The organism is Gemmiger formicilis (genome assembly GCF_016900095.1).
GTDB classification, from domain to species: Bacteria; Bacillota; Clostridia; order Oscillospirales; family Ruminococcaceae; genus Gemmiger; species Gemmiger formicilis_A.
Genome location: NZ_JACJJP010000024.1, coordinates 1 through 16,645, shown reverse-complemented (window position 1 = coordinate 16,645; position 16,645 = coordinate 1). Strand labels below are relative to the sequence as shown.

The 16,645-nt window shown below is 61.9% G+C and carries 17 protein-coding genes; 15 read left to right on the top strand and 2 right to left on the bottom strand.

What is annotated here, in order from left to right; translation table 11 throughout:
- Positions 1-120: 120 nt before the first annotated feature.
- From H6B15_RS11220 to H6B15_RS11190, 7 genes are all read left to right on the top strand, one after another.
- Positions 121-870, top strand: a complete 750-nt coding sequence (locus H6B15_RS11220) for a heparan-alpha-glucosaminide N-acetyltransferase domain-containing protein (RefSeq protein WP_204648071.1) — start codon at positions 121-123, stop codon at positions 868-870.
- A 136-nt stretch (positions 871-1,006) separates the two neighbouring features.
- Complete coding sequence (gene rpsU / locus H6B15_RS11215; protein ID WP_087170910.1) at positions 1,007-1,183, top strand: 30S ribosomal protein S21; 177 nt, start codon at positions 1,007-1,009, stop codon at positions 1,181-1,183.
- 608 nt (positions 1,184-1,791) lie between these two features.
- The gene (locus H6B15_RS11210; RefSeq protein ID WP_204648070.1) at positions 1,792-2,301 is read left to right on the top strand and encodes a YqeG family HAD IIIA-type phosphatase; all 510 of its coding nucleotides are present in this window, start codon (positions 1,792-1,794) and stop codon (positions 2,299-2,301) included.
- Positions 2,294-3,157 carry a TIM barrel protein gene (locus tag H6B15_RS11205; protein WP_204648069.1) on the top strand — a complete coding sequence of 288 codons (864 nt, stop codon included), beginning with the start codon at positions 2,294-2,296 and terminating at the stop codon, positions 3,155-3,157. Before H6B15_RS11210 ends, H6B15_RS11205 begins: the two co-directional genes overlap by 8 nt.
- 705 nt (positions 3,158-3,862) lie before the next feature.
- The gene (gene efp / locus H6B15_RS11200; protein ID WP_204648068.1) at positions 3,863-4,423 is read left to right on the top strand and encodes an elongation factor P; all 561 of its coding nucleotides are present in this window, start codon (positions 3,863-3,865) and stop codon (positions 4,421-4,423) included.
- A gap of 100 nt (positions 4,424-4,523) precedes the next feature.
- Positions 4,524-4,955, top strand: coding sequence for a CD1247 N-terminal domain-containing protein (locus H6B15_RS11195; protein ID WP_204648067.1), 432 nt, complete (start codon positions 4,524-4,526; stop codon positions 4,953-4,955).
- Between the two features lie 85 nt (positions 4,956-5,040).
- Positions 5,041-6,291, top strand: coding sequence for a hypothetical protein (locus tag H6B15_RS11190; RefSeq protein ID WP_204648065.1), 1,251 nt, complete (start codon positions 5,041-5,043; stop codon positions 6,289-6,291).
- Between the two features lie 123 nt (positions 6,292-6,414).
- Here the strand turns inward: H6B15_RS11190 and H6B15_RS11185 are convergent, their stop codons facing one another.
- The gene (locus tag H6B15_RS11185) at positions 6,415-6,582 is read right to left on the bottom strand and encodes a DUF362 domain-containing protein (RefSeq protein ID WP_204648064.1); all 168 of its coding nucleotides are present in this window, start codon (positions 6,580-6,582) and stop codon (positions 6,415-6,417) included.
- Between the two features lie 341 nt (positions 6,583-6,923).
- Entirely contained in the window at positions 6,924-7,796 is an 873-nt protein-coding gene (locus tag H6B15_RS11180) for a helix-turn-helix domain-containing protein (protein ID WP_243424393.1), read from the bottom strand.
- 588 nt (positions 7,797-8,384) lie between these two features.
- Between H6B15_RS11180 and H6B15_RS11175 the strand changes: the two genes are divergently transcribed.
- The 8 genes from H6B15_RS11175 (at position 8,385) to H6B15_RS11140 (ending at position 16,371) form a co-directional block, all read left to right on the top strand.
- Positions 8,385-8,621, top strand: coding sequence for a hypothetical protein (locus H6B15_RS11175; RefSeq protein WP_204648062.1), 237 nt, complete (start codon positions 8,385-8,387; stop codon positions 8,619-8,621).
- 90 nt (positions 8,622-8,711) lie between these two features.
- Complete coding sequence (locus tag H6B15_RS11170; protein ID WP_204648061.1) at positions 8,712-10,325, top strand: mannitol dehydrogenase family protein; 1,614 nt, start codon at positions 8,712-8,714, stop codon at positions 10,323-10,325.
- Positions 10,326-10,372: 47 nt separating this feature from the next.
- A complete protein-coding gene (uxuA, locus tag H6B15_RS11165; protein WP_204648060.1) occupies positions 10,373-11,470 on the top strand; it encodes a mannonate dehydratase in 1,098 nt (365 codons plus the stop codon).
- 893 nt (positions 11,471-12,363) lie between these two features.
- Entirely contained in the window at positions 12,364-12,972 is a 609-nt protein-coding gene (locus H6B15_RS11160) for a hypothetical protein (protein WP_204648059.1), read from the top strand.
- A 246-nt stretch (positions 12,973-13,218) separates the two neighbouring features.
- Positions 13,219-14,196 carry a DMT family transporter gene (locus H6B15_RS11155; protein ID WP_204648058.1) on the top strand — a complete coding sequence of 326 codons (978 nt, stop codon included), beginning with the start codon at positions 13,219-13,221 and terminating at the stop codon, positions 14,194-14,196.
- Between the two features lie 101 nt (positions 14,197-14,297).
- Positions 14,298-14,837, top strand: coding sequence for a DUF5662 family protein (locus H6B15_RS11150; protein WP_345941980.1), 540 nt, complete (start codon positions 14,298-14,300; stop codon positions 14,835-14,837).
- Between the two features lie 20 nt (positions 14,838-14,857).
- Positions 14,858-15,343, top strand: a complete 486-nt coding sequence (locus H6B15_RS11145; protein ID WP_204648056.1) for a YbaK/EbsC family protein — start codon at positions 14,858-14,860, stop codon at positions 15,341-15,343.
- Between the two features lie 158 nt (positions 15,344-15,501).
- Complete coding sequence (locus H6B15_RS11140) at positions 15,502-16,371, top strand: DegV family protein (RefSeq protein ID WP_204648055.1); 870 nt, start codon at positions 15,502-15,504, stop codon at positions 16,369-16,371.
- Positions 16,372-16,645 lie beyond the last annotated feature (274 nt).

The following is a 16,645-nucleotide window of genomic DNA, read 5'->3' as shown; positions in this document are numbered from 1 at the left end:
TTCCAGATGTTGTCATTTTCCACAAAGATTGTACCGCAAATTTCGTCGGTTTGCAACCGTTCCCCTTGCGCTTTTTGGCCTTGCTGTGTTACACTGGTCCCAGAAAAAGGGGGAATCGCCGTGCCGAAATCCACTGCCGCCCGGCTGTGGCCGCTGGATGCCTTGCGGGGGCTGGCCATGATCAACATGGTGGCCTACCATGCCATGTTTGACTGGGTGTATGTGTTCGGGCAGACCTCGTCCTGGTACGATATCACCGCCCCGGGGTGCCATGTGTGGCAGCAGTACATCTGCTGGAGCTTTCTGTTGCTGGCGGGGTACAGCTTCACCCTCTCCCGCCGGCCGCTGAAAAACGGGCTGATCGTGGCCGGGTGTGCGGTGCTGCTCACTGTGGTCACGGTGGGCTTCCTGCCGTCGGAATCCATCTGGTTCGGGGTGCTGCATCTGGTGGGGTGCGCCATCCTGCTGTGCTGCGCCGCCCGGCCGCTGCTGGAAAAAATTCCCCCGGCGGCGGGGCTGGTGGTATCGGCGGTGGTGTTCGCCCTCACCAACCAGCTGCCGTCGGGGTATCTGGGGTTCGAGGGGCTGCGCCTTTGCCGGGTGCCCGGGGCGCTGTACGCCCCCAACCTGTTCTGGCTGGGTCTGCCGGACCTGACAAAATTTTCCTCCGCCGATTATTTCCCGCTGCTGCCCTGGCTGTTCTTGTTCCTGTGCGGGTATTTTGTGGGGCGCATGCGCCCGCCCATCCCCCGGGGAACCGCCCCCGCGGGGCTGAAACCCCTGTGTTTTTTGGGACGGCACAGCCTTTTGGTGTACATGCTGCACCAGCCGGTGGTGTTTGGCGCCCTGTGGCTGTTATTTAATTTGTAAACTTTGTGCGAATTTCGCCGAAGCGGCGAAAACGAGGTTGACAGCCGGCCTTTTCATATAGTATACTTTTGTTTACTGGTTGATTAGAAATTTTTGACCGGCAAACTCCTGTCTAAAGACCAAGGGAGGGATAAAGATGTCGGAGATCCGTGTCAAGGAGGGCGAATCCCTGGAGAGCGCCCTGCGCCGTTTCAAGCGCAGCACTGCTCGCAGCGGTGTCCTGGCCGAAGTGCGCAAGCGCGAGGCTTATGAGAAGCCTTCTGTGCGCCGCAAGAAGAAGTCCGAAGCCGCCCGCAAGCGCAAGTATAAGTAAATTTCGGCAAAAGCGGCTGTATGGCTGCATTTGATGACCCGTGTTTACAAAAGGAACGGCAAAGCAGATCCGCTGCGGCGGGTCTGCTTTTTGTTTTTTGCTTGGCGGATTGGAGGCTGCCGGGGTGACGGCAGTCTGCCGTTGGGGCCTTCCTTTTGTGACCAAAAGGAAGCGAAAAGTCCCACCGTTTCGATGCGGTGGACGCCGACCAGGGTTTTCAACCCTGGACCCATGTGCGGCCACCCCTCCGGGACGGCCTATTCACCGGGCTGGGGCCCGGTGAACAAGGTATGATTTTTATACCATTGCCCAACAGCAACAGCTCATGGCAGACTCCGGATTGGCAACGACTTTCCCTTATGGTTTTTAATTTCTTCCTTGCTCAGGTCCCCCAGGACCTGAGTAGGCCGTCGTAAGGTGGCCGCATCCCCGGGTCCAGGGCCGCAGCCCTGGTCGGCGTCCACCGCGTCGAAACGGTGGCGCTTTTTCCGTCGCTTTTTGGCGTCAAAAAGCGACAACACTCCGGTAGGCAGCCGCTTGCCAAGAAGCCGTAAAAAACAAATATCTTCCATCAGTTCATACCCGATCACAACCAAGGAGCCAACACCATGCTGCTAACACCCGAAATCATCTTCCGTCATGTGGAATCCATCACCCCGGAATTTCTGCGCAGCCGGGGCATCCGGGCTTTGGTGCTGGATGTGGACAACACCCTCACCGGCGACGGCAGCCAGCAGCTGGACGAATCCGTCCAGGCCTGGCTGGATACCATGCGCGCCGCCGGTATCTCGCTGACCATCGTGTCCAACAACACCGCCAAGCGGGTGCGGCCCTTTGCGGGGCGGGTGGGCCTGGCCTTTGTGCCTCTGGCCTGCAAACCTCTGCCGGTGGGGCTGTTTGTGGCCCGGCACCGGCTGGGGGTGCCCCGCAGCGCCATGGCCATGGTGGGGGACCAGATCTTCACCGACCGGATGGCGGCGGGGCTGTACGGCATCCAGTGCCTGTATGTGCTGCCCCGCACCCCCCACGACAAGAACAAGGTGGTGCGCCTCAAGCGCAGGCTGGAAAAGCCCTTTGTGCGCCGATACTACGAAAAAGGCGGTGTGACCCATGAATGAATCTCCCCGTTTCGGCACGGCGGGCCTGTCGGACAGCTTCAAGGCCACCGGCGGCAAGACCCCGGCGGACATTGCCCGCTACACCTCCTCCTTCGGCCTCACCGCCTTCGAGTACCAGTGCGGCCGGGGGGTGCGAATCAGTGCCGAGCGTGCCGCCGAACTGGGCGCCGCCTGTGCCGCCCAGGGGATCGTGCTTTCGGTGCACGCCCCCTACTACATCAGTATGAGCAGCCTGGAGGAGGACAAGCGCCTGCACAGCGTGGACTATCTGCTCCAGAGCTGTGCCGCCGTCAAGGCCATGGGCGGGCGCCGGGTGATCTTCCACGCGGGGTCCTGCGGCAAGCAGAGCCGGGAAGCCGCCCTGGAAAAGGCCATGGACACCCTGACCCGGGCCCAGAAGGCGGTGGACGAGGCGGGGTACGGGGACTGCATCCTCTGCCCCGAGACCATGGGCAAGGTGGGCCAGCTGGGCACCCTGGACGAGGTGCTGGCCCTGTGCGCCGTGGACAAGCGCATCACCCCCTGCATCGACTTCGGGCATCTGTACGCCCGCAGCCGGGGCCAGGACCTGGCCGACCCCGAGGGCAAGGGGTACGCCGCCCTGCTGGACCGGCTGGAGGAGGCTTTGGGGGATGAGCGGGCCAAAAACTTCCACGCCCATTTTTCCCGCATCGCCTACACCGACGGCGGGGAGAAGATGCACCTGACCTTTGCGGACACCCAGTACGGCCCGCCCCATGAACCCCTGATGAAGCTGCTGAAACAGCGGGGGCTGCACCCCACCTTCATCTGCGAATCCGCCGGCACCCAGGCGGAGGACGCGGCGACTTTGCGAAAGGCGTTTGAGGAGGCGTGATGAGGAAAGCCTCCCCTGTGCAAGGGGAGAGGTGCCGCCTTTTTCTCCCTAAGCCTCCCCTGTGTAAGGGGAGGTGCCGCGCAGCGGCGGAGGGGTTGGTCTGCCTCTTGCTTCTTGGCAAGCGGGTGCTTGACGGAAAGTCCTTCCTTTTGTGACCAAAAGGAAGCGAAAAGTCCCACCGTTTCGACGCGGTGGACGCCGACCAGGGCTGCGGCCCTGGACCCGGGGAGTGCGGCCACCTTGCGACGGCCTACTCAGGTCCTGGGGGACCTGAGCAAGGAAAATGATTAAAATGGCACTTCCGAAAAGCCTCCCCTATGCAAGGGTAGGTGCCGCCTTTTTCTCCCTATGCCTCCCCCGTGTAAGGGGAGGTGCCGCGCAGCGGCGGAGGGGTTGTAAACCTTGCCCGATTTCCCATTACCGGGCAACACCACCAAGCTTACAACCCCTCAGTCGGCCTGCGGCCGCCAGCTCCCCTTGCACAGGGGAGCCGGTCTCGGCTCGTCCGCAAAGCCGCCCCTTACACAGGGGAGCCGGTCCGTGCTTGTGCAGACAGCGATTCTGCCGCAAAAAATCCACCCGCAATCCCCATTTTTTGTGCTTGTGTGGCTCAAAACACTTGCAATACGCCAAGTTTTCGGGTAAAATATCAACAGGTATGTTTTATTTGCATCAACTTAATTCTGTAATCGGAGGAATCCATTTATGATCTCTGCAGGCGAATTCCGTAACGGCGTCACCTTTGAACAGGACGGCCAGGTTCTCCAGGTTGTGGAGTTCCAGCATGTCAAGCCCGGCAAGGGCGCTGCCTTTGTGCGCACCAAGACCAAGAACGTCATCACCGGTTCCGTGGTCGAAACCAGCTACAACCCCACCGCCAAGTTCCCCCAGGCGTTCATCGAGCGCAAGGAAGTGACCTACAGCTACGAGGACGGCGGCCTGTATCACTTCATGGATAACGAGACCTACGACGATATCCCGGTCAGCGCTTCCGACGTGCCGGAAAACTTCAAGTTCTGCAAGGAGAACGAAGTCTGCAAGCTGCTGTCCTACAAGGGCAAGGTCTTCAGCGTGGAAATCCCCAACTTCATCGAGCTGGAAGTCACCGAGACCGAACCCGGCTTCAAAGGCAACACCGCCACCAATACCCTGAAGCCCGCCAAGGTTGAGACCGGCGCCGAAATCCGCGTGCCCCTGTTCATCAACGAAGGCGACAAGATCCGCATCGATACCCGCACCGGCGAGTATATGGAGCGCGTCAACTGATTTATGTGCCTGAGCCGGGCCGCGGGTCTGCCGCGCCCGGCTTTTTGCACCCCTGGCGGGTGCAGCATATCCGTTTGCAAAACAAAGGAGGTAAACCCTTATGGCTATGGACCTGAACGCCAAGGCCGCCTACATCCGCGGCCTGATGACCGGCATGGAATTTGACCCCAACAGCAAGAACGGCAAGATCATTGCCGCCATGATGGATCTGCTGGAGGCGATGGCTGCCACCGTCACCGAGCATGACCAGGCGCTGGACCAGGCGTTCGATGAGCTGGACGCCATCGATGAGGACATGGACGATCTGACCGACGCCCTCTTCGGCATCGACGACGAGGACGAGGAAGACGAGTCCGACGACGATGACGCCGAATACGAGGTCACCTGCCCCAACTGCGGCGCCGTCACCGCCGTGGACGAGGACACTCTGCTCAACCAGGAACTGGTCTGCCCCAACTGCGGCGCCGCTTTCGACATTGAGCTGGCTCCCGAGGAAGAGGAGAACGGCAACATTCCCATCTCCGACGAATAATCCTGCCTTTGCAGCGCTCCGGCCTGCTCCCCTTCGCGGGCGCGCCGGGGCGCTTTTGTATTCCGCCAAAAAGGGGGAAACCATCTTGTCAATCATCCCATGGATTCAGCCCGCCCTGGCCGTCCTGCTCTTTGTGTGGTGCGCCGGGGTGTGCGTGGCGGGCACCCTGCGCCCCGCCATCCTGCGCCCGCTGCCTCCCGGGGACACCGGCCCCCGCTGGAAATGGCGCCATGCCGCCGCCGTCTGCCTGCTCATCGCCCTGGTGTGGCAGGCCGTGTTCTGGACCGCCGCCCTGGTGCGCTATCCTGACCTGGACCCCCTGGCCGCTTTGCAGGCCCAGTATTACGGCAACACCGACGCCCGCCACTACATTGACCTGGCCCAATACGGCTACGGCACCGGGGAGGCCTTTCCCGAACAGTACCTGATGATCGTCTTCTTCCCGCTCTTTCCCGCCCTGCTGCGGCTGCTCAACCCCCTGGGCGTTCTGGACTGGGGGGTGCTGGCCCTGGCGGTGCAGGTACCGCTGTTCGCCGCGGCGGGGGCCAACCTCTATCTGGTGCTGGCCGGGCGGTTCGGCCACCACCGGGCCCTGTGGGCGCTGGCTTTCACGGCGGTGGGGCCGGGAAGCCTCTTCTTCTTTGCCCCCATGACCGAAAGCCTCTTCCTGCTCCTCTCCACCGCCTACGTGCTGCTGCTGGAACGGCAGCACTGGGCCCTGTGCGGGCTGGTGGGTCTGCTGGCCGCCCTCACCCGGGCCCCCGGCGGGCTGCTCTGCGGCCTGGCCCTGATCTGGCTCATCGGGCGGGCCTGCTGCCACATGCACGCCCCCGGCCCCGGGGCGGTGCTGGCCGTGGCCGGGCCCCCGGCAGGGCTGGGACTCTACTTTGCCCTGAACTGGGCGGTGTACGGCAACCCCACCCAGTACGCCTTCTACCAGAAAGACCACTGGGGCCAGGCCCTGGGCCTGTTCCCCAACACGGTGGCCTACCATCTGCGGTACATGGCCCAGTGGTGGACCTCCAACCGTACCGCCGCCCTCTACCTGTGCGGGGCGGCGGTGGCGGCCATCTTCCTGGTGCTGGGGCTGCTGGCCCTCACCGCCCGGCGGCTGCCGCCCCAGTACCTGGGCTACGCCCTGGCCTACTTCGCCCTCACGGCGGGAACCACCTGGGCCATCAGCCTGCCCCGGTACTTCGCCGCCTGCTTCCTGCTGCCGGTGCTGCCGGCGGTGATTTTCCGCAAAAACGGCCTGCGGGCCGCCGCCCTGGTGCTGTGGGCGGTGCTGGGGGTGCTGTACACCATGGAATTCTTCGCCCAGGGGCCCATCTACTGAGTTTTTCACCGGAAAATCAAAAATTGTGGAAAATTTTCCCGGCCGGAAGGCTGCGGAAAAAACAAAAAGCCCCGCCGTGCCAAAAACACGACGGGGCTTTTGTAACCATGTTCGGTCGGAAGATTATTCCGGCTGGATGGCACCGGTGGGGCAGACGCCTTCGCAAGCGCCGCAATCAATGCAGGTAGCGGCATCGACGACAGCCTTGTCGGCCATGCTGATAGCACCGACGGGGCAGGTGTCAACGCAGGCGCCGCAAGCAACGCATTCGCTGGAAACGGTATGAGCCATGGTGATACTCCTTATCTCCGTGCATAGTGTTTTTGCACGGCGGCCGCTTTGCACGGTGGGACGGTACGCCGACACGCGGAATACCGTACAGGTACGGTCTCCCGCGTTTTCATCATTGTAGCACCGACCCGGTGGGTTATGCAAGCCTAACTTGGCAATTTTATGCACAAAATGGGGACATAATGTACAAAAATGAAAGCTTTCTCACCGGGGAATTTTCACGGCTGCGTCAAAAAAACTGCCAGGGAATTTTTGGCGGGGCAGCCCTTGGCCCGGCGGGGGTGCTTGCGTGGAAGGGAGGGGGTGTGGTATACTTCTTTTGAGAGGTTTTGGCCAAAAAACTACCCCTGTTCGCGAATAGTTTGGGCGTATTGCCGGGGCGTGGTGCCATATTCCCCCCGGAAAGCCCGATAGAAATTGGCGTAATCCCCGAACCCGCAGTAGCCGCAGGCCTCGTTGGGGGCCACGCCCCCGGCCAGCAGCTGCTTGGCAATGAGCAGACGCTTTTGCAGGATATACCGGTGCACGGTGGTGCCCACCTGGGCGTCGAATTTGCGCAGCAGGTGGTATTTGCTGATAAAGAATTTTTCCGAGAGCATGTCCAGGGTCAGGGGCTCGTTGTAGTGCTCGTTGATGTAGGTGAGCACCGCGTCCACCACCCGGTCGGTGGAGCAGTCGGCGATGTTCTGGCCACGGCGGTCGGCGGCGGCCCGGTTCAGCTCCACCAACAGGGAAACCAGGCACCCGGTGGCCAGCAGGTCATCGCCGTAGCCTTGCCGGGCATGGAGCTCCCCCAGGGTTTCCAGTTTCTGGCGCATGGCCGCGCTGGTGGCCCCGGGCAGGCGCAGCAGGTTGGTGTGCCCGGCCACGGTGGTGTCAAAACACCGGGTCAGGCTGGTGCGGGCGCTGGAAAGCCGCTCCAGATAGGGCCGCGCCACCCACAGCACGATCCGCTCATAGGGTTCGGTGTCGGTGGCAATGCGGGCCTGGTGCAGTTCCAGCGGACTGACCAGCATGATGTCCCCGGGGCGCATCTTGTACAGGTGATTTTCCACGATATAGCTCACCTGGCCCCGCAGCAGCAGATAGATTTCGTAAAAATCATGGTGATGCAGGGCAACCTCATTCATGTAGGTGCTGCGATAGCGGTACACCTCAAAGTCCGACGCGATCATGGTCTGGCGCCGGGTGTAAGGCTGGAAGGGTGTGGACATGAGGGAGACCTCCTTGGAATGAGGGAAAACTGGATGCCGAGACCGGCTCCCCTGTGTAAGGGGAGCTGTCGCCGAAGGCGACTGAGGGGTTGTACACTTCCTGGCAAGCGGCGGCCTGCCGTTGAGTCCTTCCTTTTGTGACCAAAAGGAAGCGAAAAGTCCCGCCGTTCCGATGCGGCGGCCGCCGGCCGGGGCTGCGGCCCCGGACCCCAAGATGCGGCCACCTACCGACGGCCTACTCAGGTCCTGGGGGACCTGAGCAAGGAAAATGATTAAAATGGCGCTTCCGGAAAGCCTCCCCTGTGCAAGGGGATGTGCCGCGCAGTCGCATCTTCCTCCAGGCCTCCCCTGTGTAAGGGGAGGTGCCGCGCAGCGGCGGAGGGGTTGTAAACCCTGCCTGATTTCCCGTTACCGGGCAAACCCGTCAAGTCTCCAACCCCTCAGTCGGCCTGACGGCCGCCAGCTCCCCTTACACAGGGGAGCCTTCAGCAGCTGCTGCCGGGAAATGGTTTTAAATCCATTTCCTTGTTCACCGGCCCCCAGGCCGGTGAATAGGCCGTCGTCAGGTGGCCGCACACGGGTCCAGGGTTGAAAACCCTGGTCGGCGTCCACCGCGTCGAAACGGTGGCGGTTTTCCGTCGCTTTTTGACGCCAAAAAGCGACAACCCCACGGCAGGCAGCCGTCTGCCCGGAAAAGCCAAAAAACACAACCCACAAACCACACAGCAGCCGCAAAAATCCACATGGTGGAACAGCAGAGCTTACCTTCTGATTGTACCGCAATTTTCGCAATCTTTCAAGCAATCCCGTCAATTTAACTTGTAAAAAGAACATCGTATACTAGGGGACAGAAAGGCAGAACGGAACACACCGTCCGCCGCCCCTTTAAGCAACTGTTAAGGAGTGTGTATCATCATGCAAATGAACGCTGCATCCATCAAAAACCAGAAGGCTGAATGGGAAGCCCTGGGCGTCAAGCTGCCCGCTTTTGACCACGAGGCCGTTTCCGCCGCCACCAAAGCCCATCCCATCTGGGTCCACTTCGGCGCCGGCAACATCTTCCGCGGCTTTGTGGCCGCTTTGCAGCAGCGCCTGCTGAACGAGGGCCTGGCCGACAAGGGCATCATCGCCGCCGACACCTTCGATTACGACATCATCGACAAGATCTACACCCCTTACGACTGCCTGACCATGAACGTCACCCTGAACCCCGACGGCACCACCAGCCGTGAGATCATCGGTTCCGTGGCCGAAGGTCTGCGCGCCAACTCCGCCGACGCCGCCATGATGGCCCGCTTCAAGGAAATCTTCACCGATCCCGGTCTGCAGATGATCTCCTTCACCATCACCGAGAAGGGCTACGCCCTGTACCGTCCGGACGGCAGCCTGATGCCCGTTGTCCAGGCCGACATCGACGAAGGCCCCGACCATGCCCGCCATGCCATGAGCATGGTGGCCGCCCTGCTGTTCGAGCGTTTCAACGCCGGCAAGTATCCTCTGGCCGTGGTCAGCATGGACAACTGCTCTCACAACGGCGAAAAGCTGCAGTCCAGCGTCATGACCGTGGCCAAGGCCTGGGCCGAGAAGGGCTACGTGGGCCAGGACTTCATCGACTACCTGACCGATGAAACCAAGATCACCTTCCCCTGGTCCATGATCGACAAGATCACCCCGCGCCCCCACAAGATCGTGGAGGAATCCCTGGCCAAGGACGGCATCGAGGGCATGGCTCCCATCGTCACTTCCAAGAACACCTTCATTGCGGCCTTCGTCAACGCCGAGCGCCCGCAGTACCTGGTCATTGAGGACAAGTTCCCCAACGGCCGTCCCGCCCTGGAAAAGGCCGGCGTGTATATGACCGACCGCGACACCGTCAACAAGACCGAGCGCATGAAGGTCACCACCTGCCTGAACCCCCTGCACACCGCCATGAGCGTCTACGGCTGCATGCTGGGCTACACCCTGATCTGCGACGAGATGAAGGACGCCGACATCGTGGCCCTGATCAAGCGCCTGGGCTACCAGGAAGGTCTGCCCGTGGTGGTCAACCCCGGCATCCTGGACCCCAAGGCCTTCATCGACGAGGTGGTGGAGCAGCGTCTGCCCAACCCCTTCATGCCCGACGCTCCCCAGCGTATCGCCACCGATACTTCCCAGAAGGTGGGCATCCGCTTCGGTGAGACCATCAAGAGCTATATCGCCGAAGGCCGCGACCTGAACACCCTGGTTTCCATTCCTCTGGCCCTGGCCGGCTGGCTGCGTTACCTGCTGGCTGTGGACGACGAAGGCAAGGCTTTCGAAGTTTCTGCCGACCCGCTGAAGGATGACCTGCAGGCCAAGCTCGCCGGCATCGAGGTGGGCAAGCCCGAAACCTACAACGGTCAGCTGAAGGGCATCCTGAGCAACGCTTCCATCTTCGGCACCGATCTGACCCAGACCGTGCTGGCCGACAAGATCGAAAAGTTCTTCGTGGCGGAACTGGCCGGCCCCGGCGCCGTGCGCAAGACCCTGCACGAAGCTCTGCAGTAATCCTTCGCCCCCCGCGGGCGTGAACCCAATATAAAGGAGGACAACCTATGCCTATGCAAATGGGATGGCGCTGGTACGGTGAGGGCAACGACCCCATCACCCTGGGCGACATCAAACAGATTCCCGGCGTTTCCACCATCGTCTGGGCCCTGCATGACAAGATGCCCGGCGAGATCTGGGAAGTGGACGAGATCAAGAAGGTCGTGGACCAGATCGAGGCCGCCGGCTTCAACGCCGATGTGGTGGAGTCTGTGAACGTGCACGACGACATCAAGATCGGTCTGCCCACCCGTGACCAGCTCATCGAGAAATACAAGCAGTGCATCCGCAACCTGTCCCAGTTCGGCGTGAAGGTCATCTGCTACAACTTCATGCCCATCTTCGACTGGACCCGCACCGACCTGTTCCACCCGGTGGGCGACGGCTCCACCGCCCTGTTCTACCAGAAGGACATGATCCAGGACGACTACAAGGCCATGGCCGAGTATATCCTGAACTTCACCGAGAAGTACAACATGACCTTCCCCGGCTGGGAGCCGGAGCGCATGGCCAAGCTGGACGAGCTGTTCAAGGCCTATGCCCCCGTCACCAAGGAAAAGCTGTGGGAGAACCTGAAGTACTTCCTGGAAGCCATCATGCCCACCTGCCGCGAATGCGACATCAAGATGGCCATTCACATGGACGATCCGCCATGGGATATCTTCGGCCTGCCCCGCCTGATGGTGGACGAGGAGAGCATCCAGCGCTTCCTGACCATGGTGGACGATCCGTACAACTGCCTGACGCTGTGCTCCGGCAGCCTGAACGCCAACCCCAACAACAACGTTGCCGATATCGTGCGCAAGCATTGCGACCGCATCGCTTTCGCCCACATCCGCAACATCCACCACTTCCCCAACGGCGACTTCTCTGAGGCTGCTCACCGCGACTGCTGCGGCGAGACCGGCATCATCGAGATCCTGCGCGCCTACCATGACTGCGGCTTTGAGGGGTATATCCGCCCCGACCACGGCCGTCAGCTGTGGGAGGAAGGCCCCGGCAACTGCCGCCCCGGCTACGGCAAGTACGACCGTGCCCTGGGCATCCAGTATATGCTGGGCGTCTGGGACCTGCTCGACCGTCTGGACGAGGAAAAGAAGAAGTAAAACACCTTTGTTTTTGGCCCGCACCTGCCCGGTGCGGGCTTTTTTTTGCCCGGGCGGCTATGCCGCCCGGGCAAAAAAGCAACGCGCAGCGTTGTTTCCGAAACGGGGCGGCCGCGAAAAGCGGCCAATGGTTGGGTGAGAAACCTTGCCCCGTTGGAGTGCGGCCACCTTTTCCCGGCAGCAGCTGGTAATGGCTCCCCTGTGCAAGGGGAGCTGGCGCCGAAGGCGACTGAGGGGTTGGAGACTTGACGGCATTACCCGGTAACGGGAAATCAGGCATGGTTTCCAACCCCACCGCCGCTGCGCGGCACCTCCCCTTACACAGGGGAGGCTCCCCCGCAAGGATTTCTAAATCCATTCCTTGCTCAGGTCCCCCAGGACCTGAGTAGGCCGTCGTAAGGTGGCCGCATCTCCGGGTCCAGGGCCGCAGCCCTGGTCGGCGTCCACCGCGTCGAAACGGTGGGACTTTTCGCTTCCTTTTGGTCACAAAAGGAAGGACTCAACAGCCGGCAGCCGTCCGCCCGGCAGGATGCCGACAGAAAAAAAGAAAGGACACTCCGGCTGCCAGCCGTCCCCCCGGCAGCCTCCAACCTGCCAAACCAAAAAGAAGAGACCCAACGGCATCTGTCGTTCCCCCCCAGAAGCCGGCAGCAAAACAACCCCACCGCCGCTGCGCGGCACCTCCCCTTACACAGGGGAGGCATGAGGGAAAGAAGCGGCACCTCCCCTTGCACAGGGGAGGCTTTCCCGCCTGCCCACTGTTTACATGTGAATTTTCCCCGGCCCCTTGTACCGGCGTGGAAAATCGGGTATAATAAACAAAGATTTTCAAACTGCGGGGGTGTATCCCGCCGCCGCACACCACACGAAGTTTCCCCTGGAGGGTATGCAATATGAGCCTGAAAAAACGTTTGGCCGCACTGGCAATGGCCGGGGTCATGGCCCTGACCCTGACCGCCTGCAGCCCCAAGGAAATGCTGTCCAACGCCATCCTGACCACCGCCACCGTGCTGGGGTTCCGGGATGCCGATGCCGGTGACGAGGACGAAGCCCCCGAAAAGAAGGCCGAAGCCGGCGGCAGCATCACCTTCCCCGACGGCATGGAGACCACAGGCCGCTTTGTGAACGAAGTCCACGGCGACACCCTGTACATCGCCTTCAACGGCATTGCCAACCGCAGCACCGACTATTTCGTGGCCGGTGGTGACAGCGTCACCGTCACCGCCTACGCCACCACCGATTCCGCCACCATCAACGAGTTCAAGGCCGCCATCTGGGAACTGTCCGATGACCGCACCCAGACCAGCTACGTGCAGGGCACCACCGTCTACTTTGCCACCGGCGGCGAGTGCTCCACCGCCACCATCTCCGGCCTGACCCCCGGCAAGATGTACAAGGTGTATATCAGCTATGATTCCAGCAGCTACTACATCACCGGCGCCATGACCGTGACCGGTGTGGGCAGCGAGGAAATGACCACCGTGGAAAACGAAGACGCCTAACGGCAAAGAGACCGGCCCCCGGGCCGGCTCCTTTTTTTGCCCCCCGGGAAGCATAAACCCAAAAGGCTCCCCGGTGTAAGGAGAGCTGGCGCCGAAGGCGGCTGAGGGGTTGGAAACTTGCTGTTGTTGCCCGCGAACGGCAAATACGGCAAACTCCACAACCCTTCCGGGGCTGTGCCCCGACTTCCCTTGCACAGGGGAGGCTCTGCATCTACCTTCCCCAAACGAACAGGAGGAATCACACCCATGCATCATCCCACCCTTGACCGTACCCAGCTGCGCAACACCCTGTTGCTGGTGCTGGGCGCCCTGATCTGGGGCGTGGCGTTTGTGGCCCAGAGCGTGGGCAGCGGCTATGTGGGCGCCTACACCTTTCTGGCGGCCCGCAGCTGGCTGGCCTGCGCCTTTCTGCTGGGCCTGATTTTTGTGCGCCACAAGACCCGGCAGAAACAGGGCAGCCGCCTGCCCTTCTGGATCAAGCCCAAAACCCTGGTGCTGGGCGGGGCGCTGTGCGGCATCGCCCTGTTCGCCGCCTCCGCCGCCCAGCAGATGGGCGTGGGCACCACCAGCACCGCCAAGGCCGGGTTCCTCACCGCCCTGTACGTGGTCATCGTGCCGGTGCTGGGCCTGTTCGCCGGCCGCCGCCCCGGCGCCAAGCTGTGGGTCTGTGTGGCCGTCAGCGTGGTGGGGCTGTACCTGCTGTGCATGGCCGGGCGGGATGCCCTCACCCTCACCGGGGGCGAATGGCAGCTGCTGCTCTGCGCCCTGCTGTTCAGCTTCCAGATCATGCTGGTGGACCACTTCGGCCCTCAGCTGGACGGGGTGCAGCTGAGCTTTGCGGAATTCCTCATGACGGCGGTGCTCTCCACCCTGTTCATGTTCCTGTTTGAAAACCCCACCCCCGCCCAGCTGGCCGGGGCGGCGGTGTCCATCCTGTACTGCGGCATCCTGTCCAGCGGGGTGGGCTATACCCTGCAGATTCTGGGCCAGCAGAACCTGGACCCCACCATCGCCAGCCTGGCCATGTGCCTGGAAAGCGTCTTCAGCGCCCTGGCCGGATGGGTGGTGCTGCACCAGACCCTGACCCCCGTGGAGACCCTGGGCTGCTGCCTGATGTTTGCGGCCATCGTGGGGGCACAGCTGCCCGGCCGCAAACCGGCCGCCGAAAAAACCGCCGAAGCTTCCCAGGCCAAGACGGCGGCCCAACCGGCATCCCGTTCCTGAAAGCGAAAGCCCCGCCCCCGGCGGGGCTTTTCAAAGTCCGGGTTTTCGTGTACAATCAAGAAAGACTCCCCCGCCCGGCGGGGAAAAGGAGGCGGCGGCCCGTGTGGCACCCCATCAAGCACTATAAAACCATTCACCACCACAAAATGCTGGTCATGCGGTATTGCTTCCGCTGCGGATTGTACCGCCAGGGCCTGCTCCATGACCTGAGCAAGCTGTCCCCGGTGGAATTTCTGGCCGGGGCCAAATACTGGCAGGGCAGCTGCAGCCCCAACAACGCCCAGCGTAAGGCCGAAGGCTACAGCGCCGCCTGGCTGCACCACAAGGGCCGGAACAAGCACCACCTGGAATACTGGATCGACTATTCCCCCAAGGGCCCCTACGCCCTGGCGGGGATGCGGATGCCGGAACGGTATGTGGCCGAGATGATCTGTGACCGCATTGCCGCCAGCCGCAACTATACCGGCGACAAGTACACCAACGCCACGGCCTGGGAGTATTACGAGCGCAGCAAGGACCACTATGTCATGCACCCGGACAGCCGGGCCCAGCTGGAAACCGCCCTGACCATCCTGCGGGATGAGGGGGAGGACGCCTGCTTTGCCTATGTGCGCACCAAGCTGCTGGGCAAGGCCCGTTGACGAGAAAGGGGAGAGCAACCATGTCTTTTGAAAAGGTACGGGAGTATCTGGAACAATTCGGCCTGGGGGACCGGGCCATCGACCTGGCCCAGTGCAGCGGTACGGTGGCCCAGGCGGCCGCCGACCTGGGCTGCGAGGAAGCCCACATCGCCAAGACCATGGCCTTTCAGACCAAGACGGGGCCCATTCTGGTGGTGCTGGCGGGGGACGCCAGGATCAACAACAGCCTGTACAAGGCCCAGTTCGGCACCAAGGCGGTGATGATTCCCCCCGACAAGCTGGTGGAGCTGGTGGGCCATCCCATGGGCGGGGTGTGCCCCTTCGACCATCTGCCGGGGGTGCCCGTCTACCTGGACGAAAGCCTGCGCCGGTTCGACATCGTCTATCCGGCGGCGGGCACCGACCACAGCGCCGTGCGGCTGCACATTCCCGAACTGGAACGGGCGGCTCAGGAGTTCGCCGGCTGGGTGGACATCGGCAAGGGTTGGCGCCCCGAAGAATCCTGATTCGGCAATACCTTCCCGGCGGGCATACGGTCTGCCGGGTTTTTGCTGCCTGTACGGTTGCCCGGGCCTTTTCAAACCGGGCGGATGTGTGGTATAGTAAGCAATGGATAACCACCGTTCCAACGGGACGGATGATACTGATAAGGAGCGTTCTGACAATGGCAAATTATCTGATCTTTACCGACTCCACCGGAGACCTGACCCCGGCGCTGATCGAACAGGCCGGCCTGCAGGTGCTGCCCATGACCTTCACCCTGGACGGCGCCACCTACCGCAACTACCCCGACGGCCGGGAAATGCCCCTTTCGGATTTCTACAACAAGCTGCGCAACGGCAGCATGTCCACCACCAGCCAGGTCACCCTGGCCGACTTTGAGGACGCCTTCACCCCCGTGCTGGAACAGGGACAGGATATTCTGTACCTGGCTTTCTCCAGCGGCCTTTCCGGCACCTACCAGGCGTCCAACCTGGCCGCCCAGGAACTGATGGAAAAGTTCCCCGGCCGCCGCGTCCTCACGGTGGATTCCCTGCAGGCCAGCATGGGCGAAGGGCTGTTCAGCTATCTGGTGGCCAACTACGCCAAGGGCGGCGCCTCTTTGGACGAGACGGCCGACTATGCCCGCAAGCTGGCCCCCACCGTCTGCGCCTGGTTCACGGTGGATGATCTGATGTTCCTCAAACGGGGCGGGCGCTGCAGCGGCGCCGCCGCCGTGGCCGGCACCCTGCTGGGCATCAAGCCGGTGCTGCACGTGGACGACGAAGGCCACCTGATCCCCATGGAGAAGGTCCGTGGCCGCCGCGCCAGCCTGGACGCCCTGGTCAAGCACTACCAGGCCACCGCCCTGGATGTGACCGGGGGCACGGTGTTCCTGAGCCACGGGGACTGCAAGGCCGACTGCGACTATGTGGCGGACAAGCTGCGGGCCCTGGGCGTGAAGGATCTGCACATCGGGGACATCGGCCCGGTCATCGGTGCCCACAGCGGCCCCGGCACCGTGGCGCTGTTCTGGGTGGGCAGCAAGCGGTAATGGTATACGGCATCGGCCCCGGACGGCGCAGACGCTCTGCCCTGTCCGGGGCCTTTTTGTATATAGAATAGGTAAGAAAAGACCCCCAAAAACCCCGGATAAAAAAAGTGAAAAAAACTTCGAAAAAAGTGTTGACAAAACTCTTTGAGAGTGGTATTATAACTAAGCTGTCCCGCGAGGGCAGCGCGCAGGACCTTGAAAATTGAACAAACCTGAAACTTGTGGAACCTTACAGTGTTTGGAAAAACACTTTAATCAATTCCAAAAAAACAAG

Coding starts and splice junctions, on each gene's coding strand:
- H6B15_RS11155 (WP_204648058.1), top strand. CDS start 13,219: ATGCATCATCCCACCCTTGACCGTACCCAGCTGCGCAACACCCTGTTG.
- efp (WP_204648068.1), top strand. CDS start 3,863: ATGATCTCTGCAGGCGAATTCCGTAACGGCGTCACCTTTGAACAGGAC.
- H6B15_RS11140 (WP_204648055.1), top strand. CDS start 15,502: ATGGCAAATTATCTGATCTTTACCGACTCCACCGGAGACCTGACCCCG.
- H6B15_RS11145 (WP_204648056.1), top strand. CDS start 14,858: ATGTCTTTTGAAAAGGTACGGGAGTATCTGGAACAATTCGGCCTGGGG.
- H6B15_RS11170 (WP_204648061.1), top strand. CDS start 8,712: ATGCAAATGAACGCTGCATCCATCAAAAACCAGAAGGCTGAATGGGAA.
- uxuA (WP_204648060.1), top strand. CDS start 10,373: ATGCCTATGCAAATGGGATGGCGCTGGTACGGTGAGGGCAACGACCCC.
- H6B15_RS11195 (WP_204648067.1), top strand. CDS start 4,524: ATGGCTATGGACCTGAACGCCAAGGCCGCCTACATCCGCGGCCTGATG.
- rpsU (WP_087170910.1), top strand. CDS start 1,007: ATGTCGGAGATCCGTGTCAAGGAGGGCGAATCCCTGGAGAGCGCCCTG.
- H6B15_RS11160 (WP_204648059.1), top strand. CDS start 12,364: ATGAGCCTGAAAAAACGTTTGGCCGCACTGGCAATGGCCGGGGTCATG.
- H6B15_RS11180 (WP_243424393.1), bottom strand. CDS start 7,796: ATGTCCACACCCTTCCAGCCTTACACCCGGCGCCAGACCATGATCGCG.
- H6B15_RS11185 (WP_204648064.1), bottom strand. CDS start 6,582: ATGGCTCATACCGTTTCCAGCGAATGCGTTGCTTGCGGCGCCTGCGTT.
- H6B15_RS11210 (WP_204648070.1), top strand. CDS start 1,792: ATGCTGCTAACACCCGAAATCATCTTCCGTCATGTGGAATCCATCACC.
- H6B15_RS11205 (WP_204648069.1), top strand. CDS start 2,294: ATGAATGAATCTCCCCGTTTCGGCACGGCGGGCCTGTCGGACAGCTTC.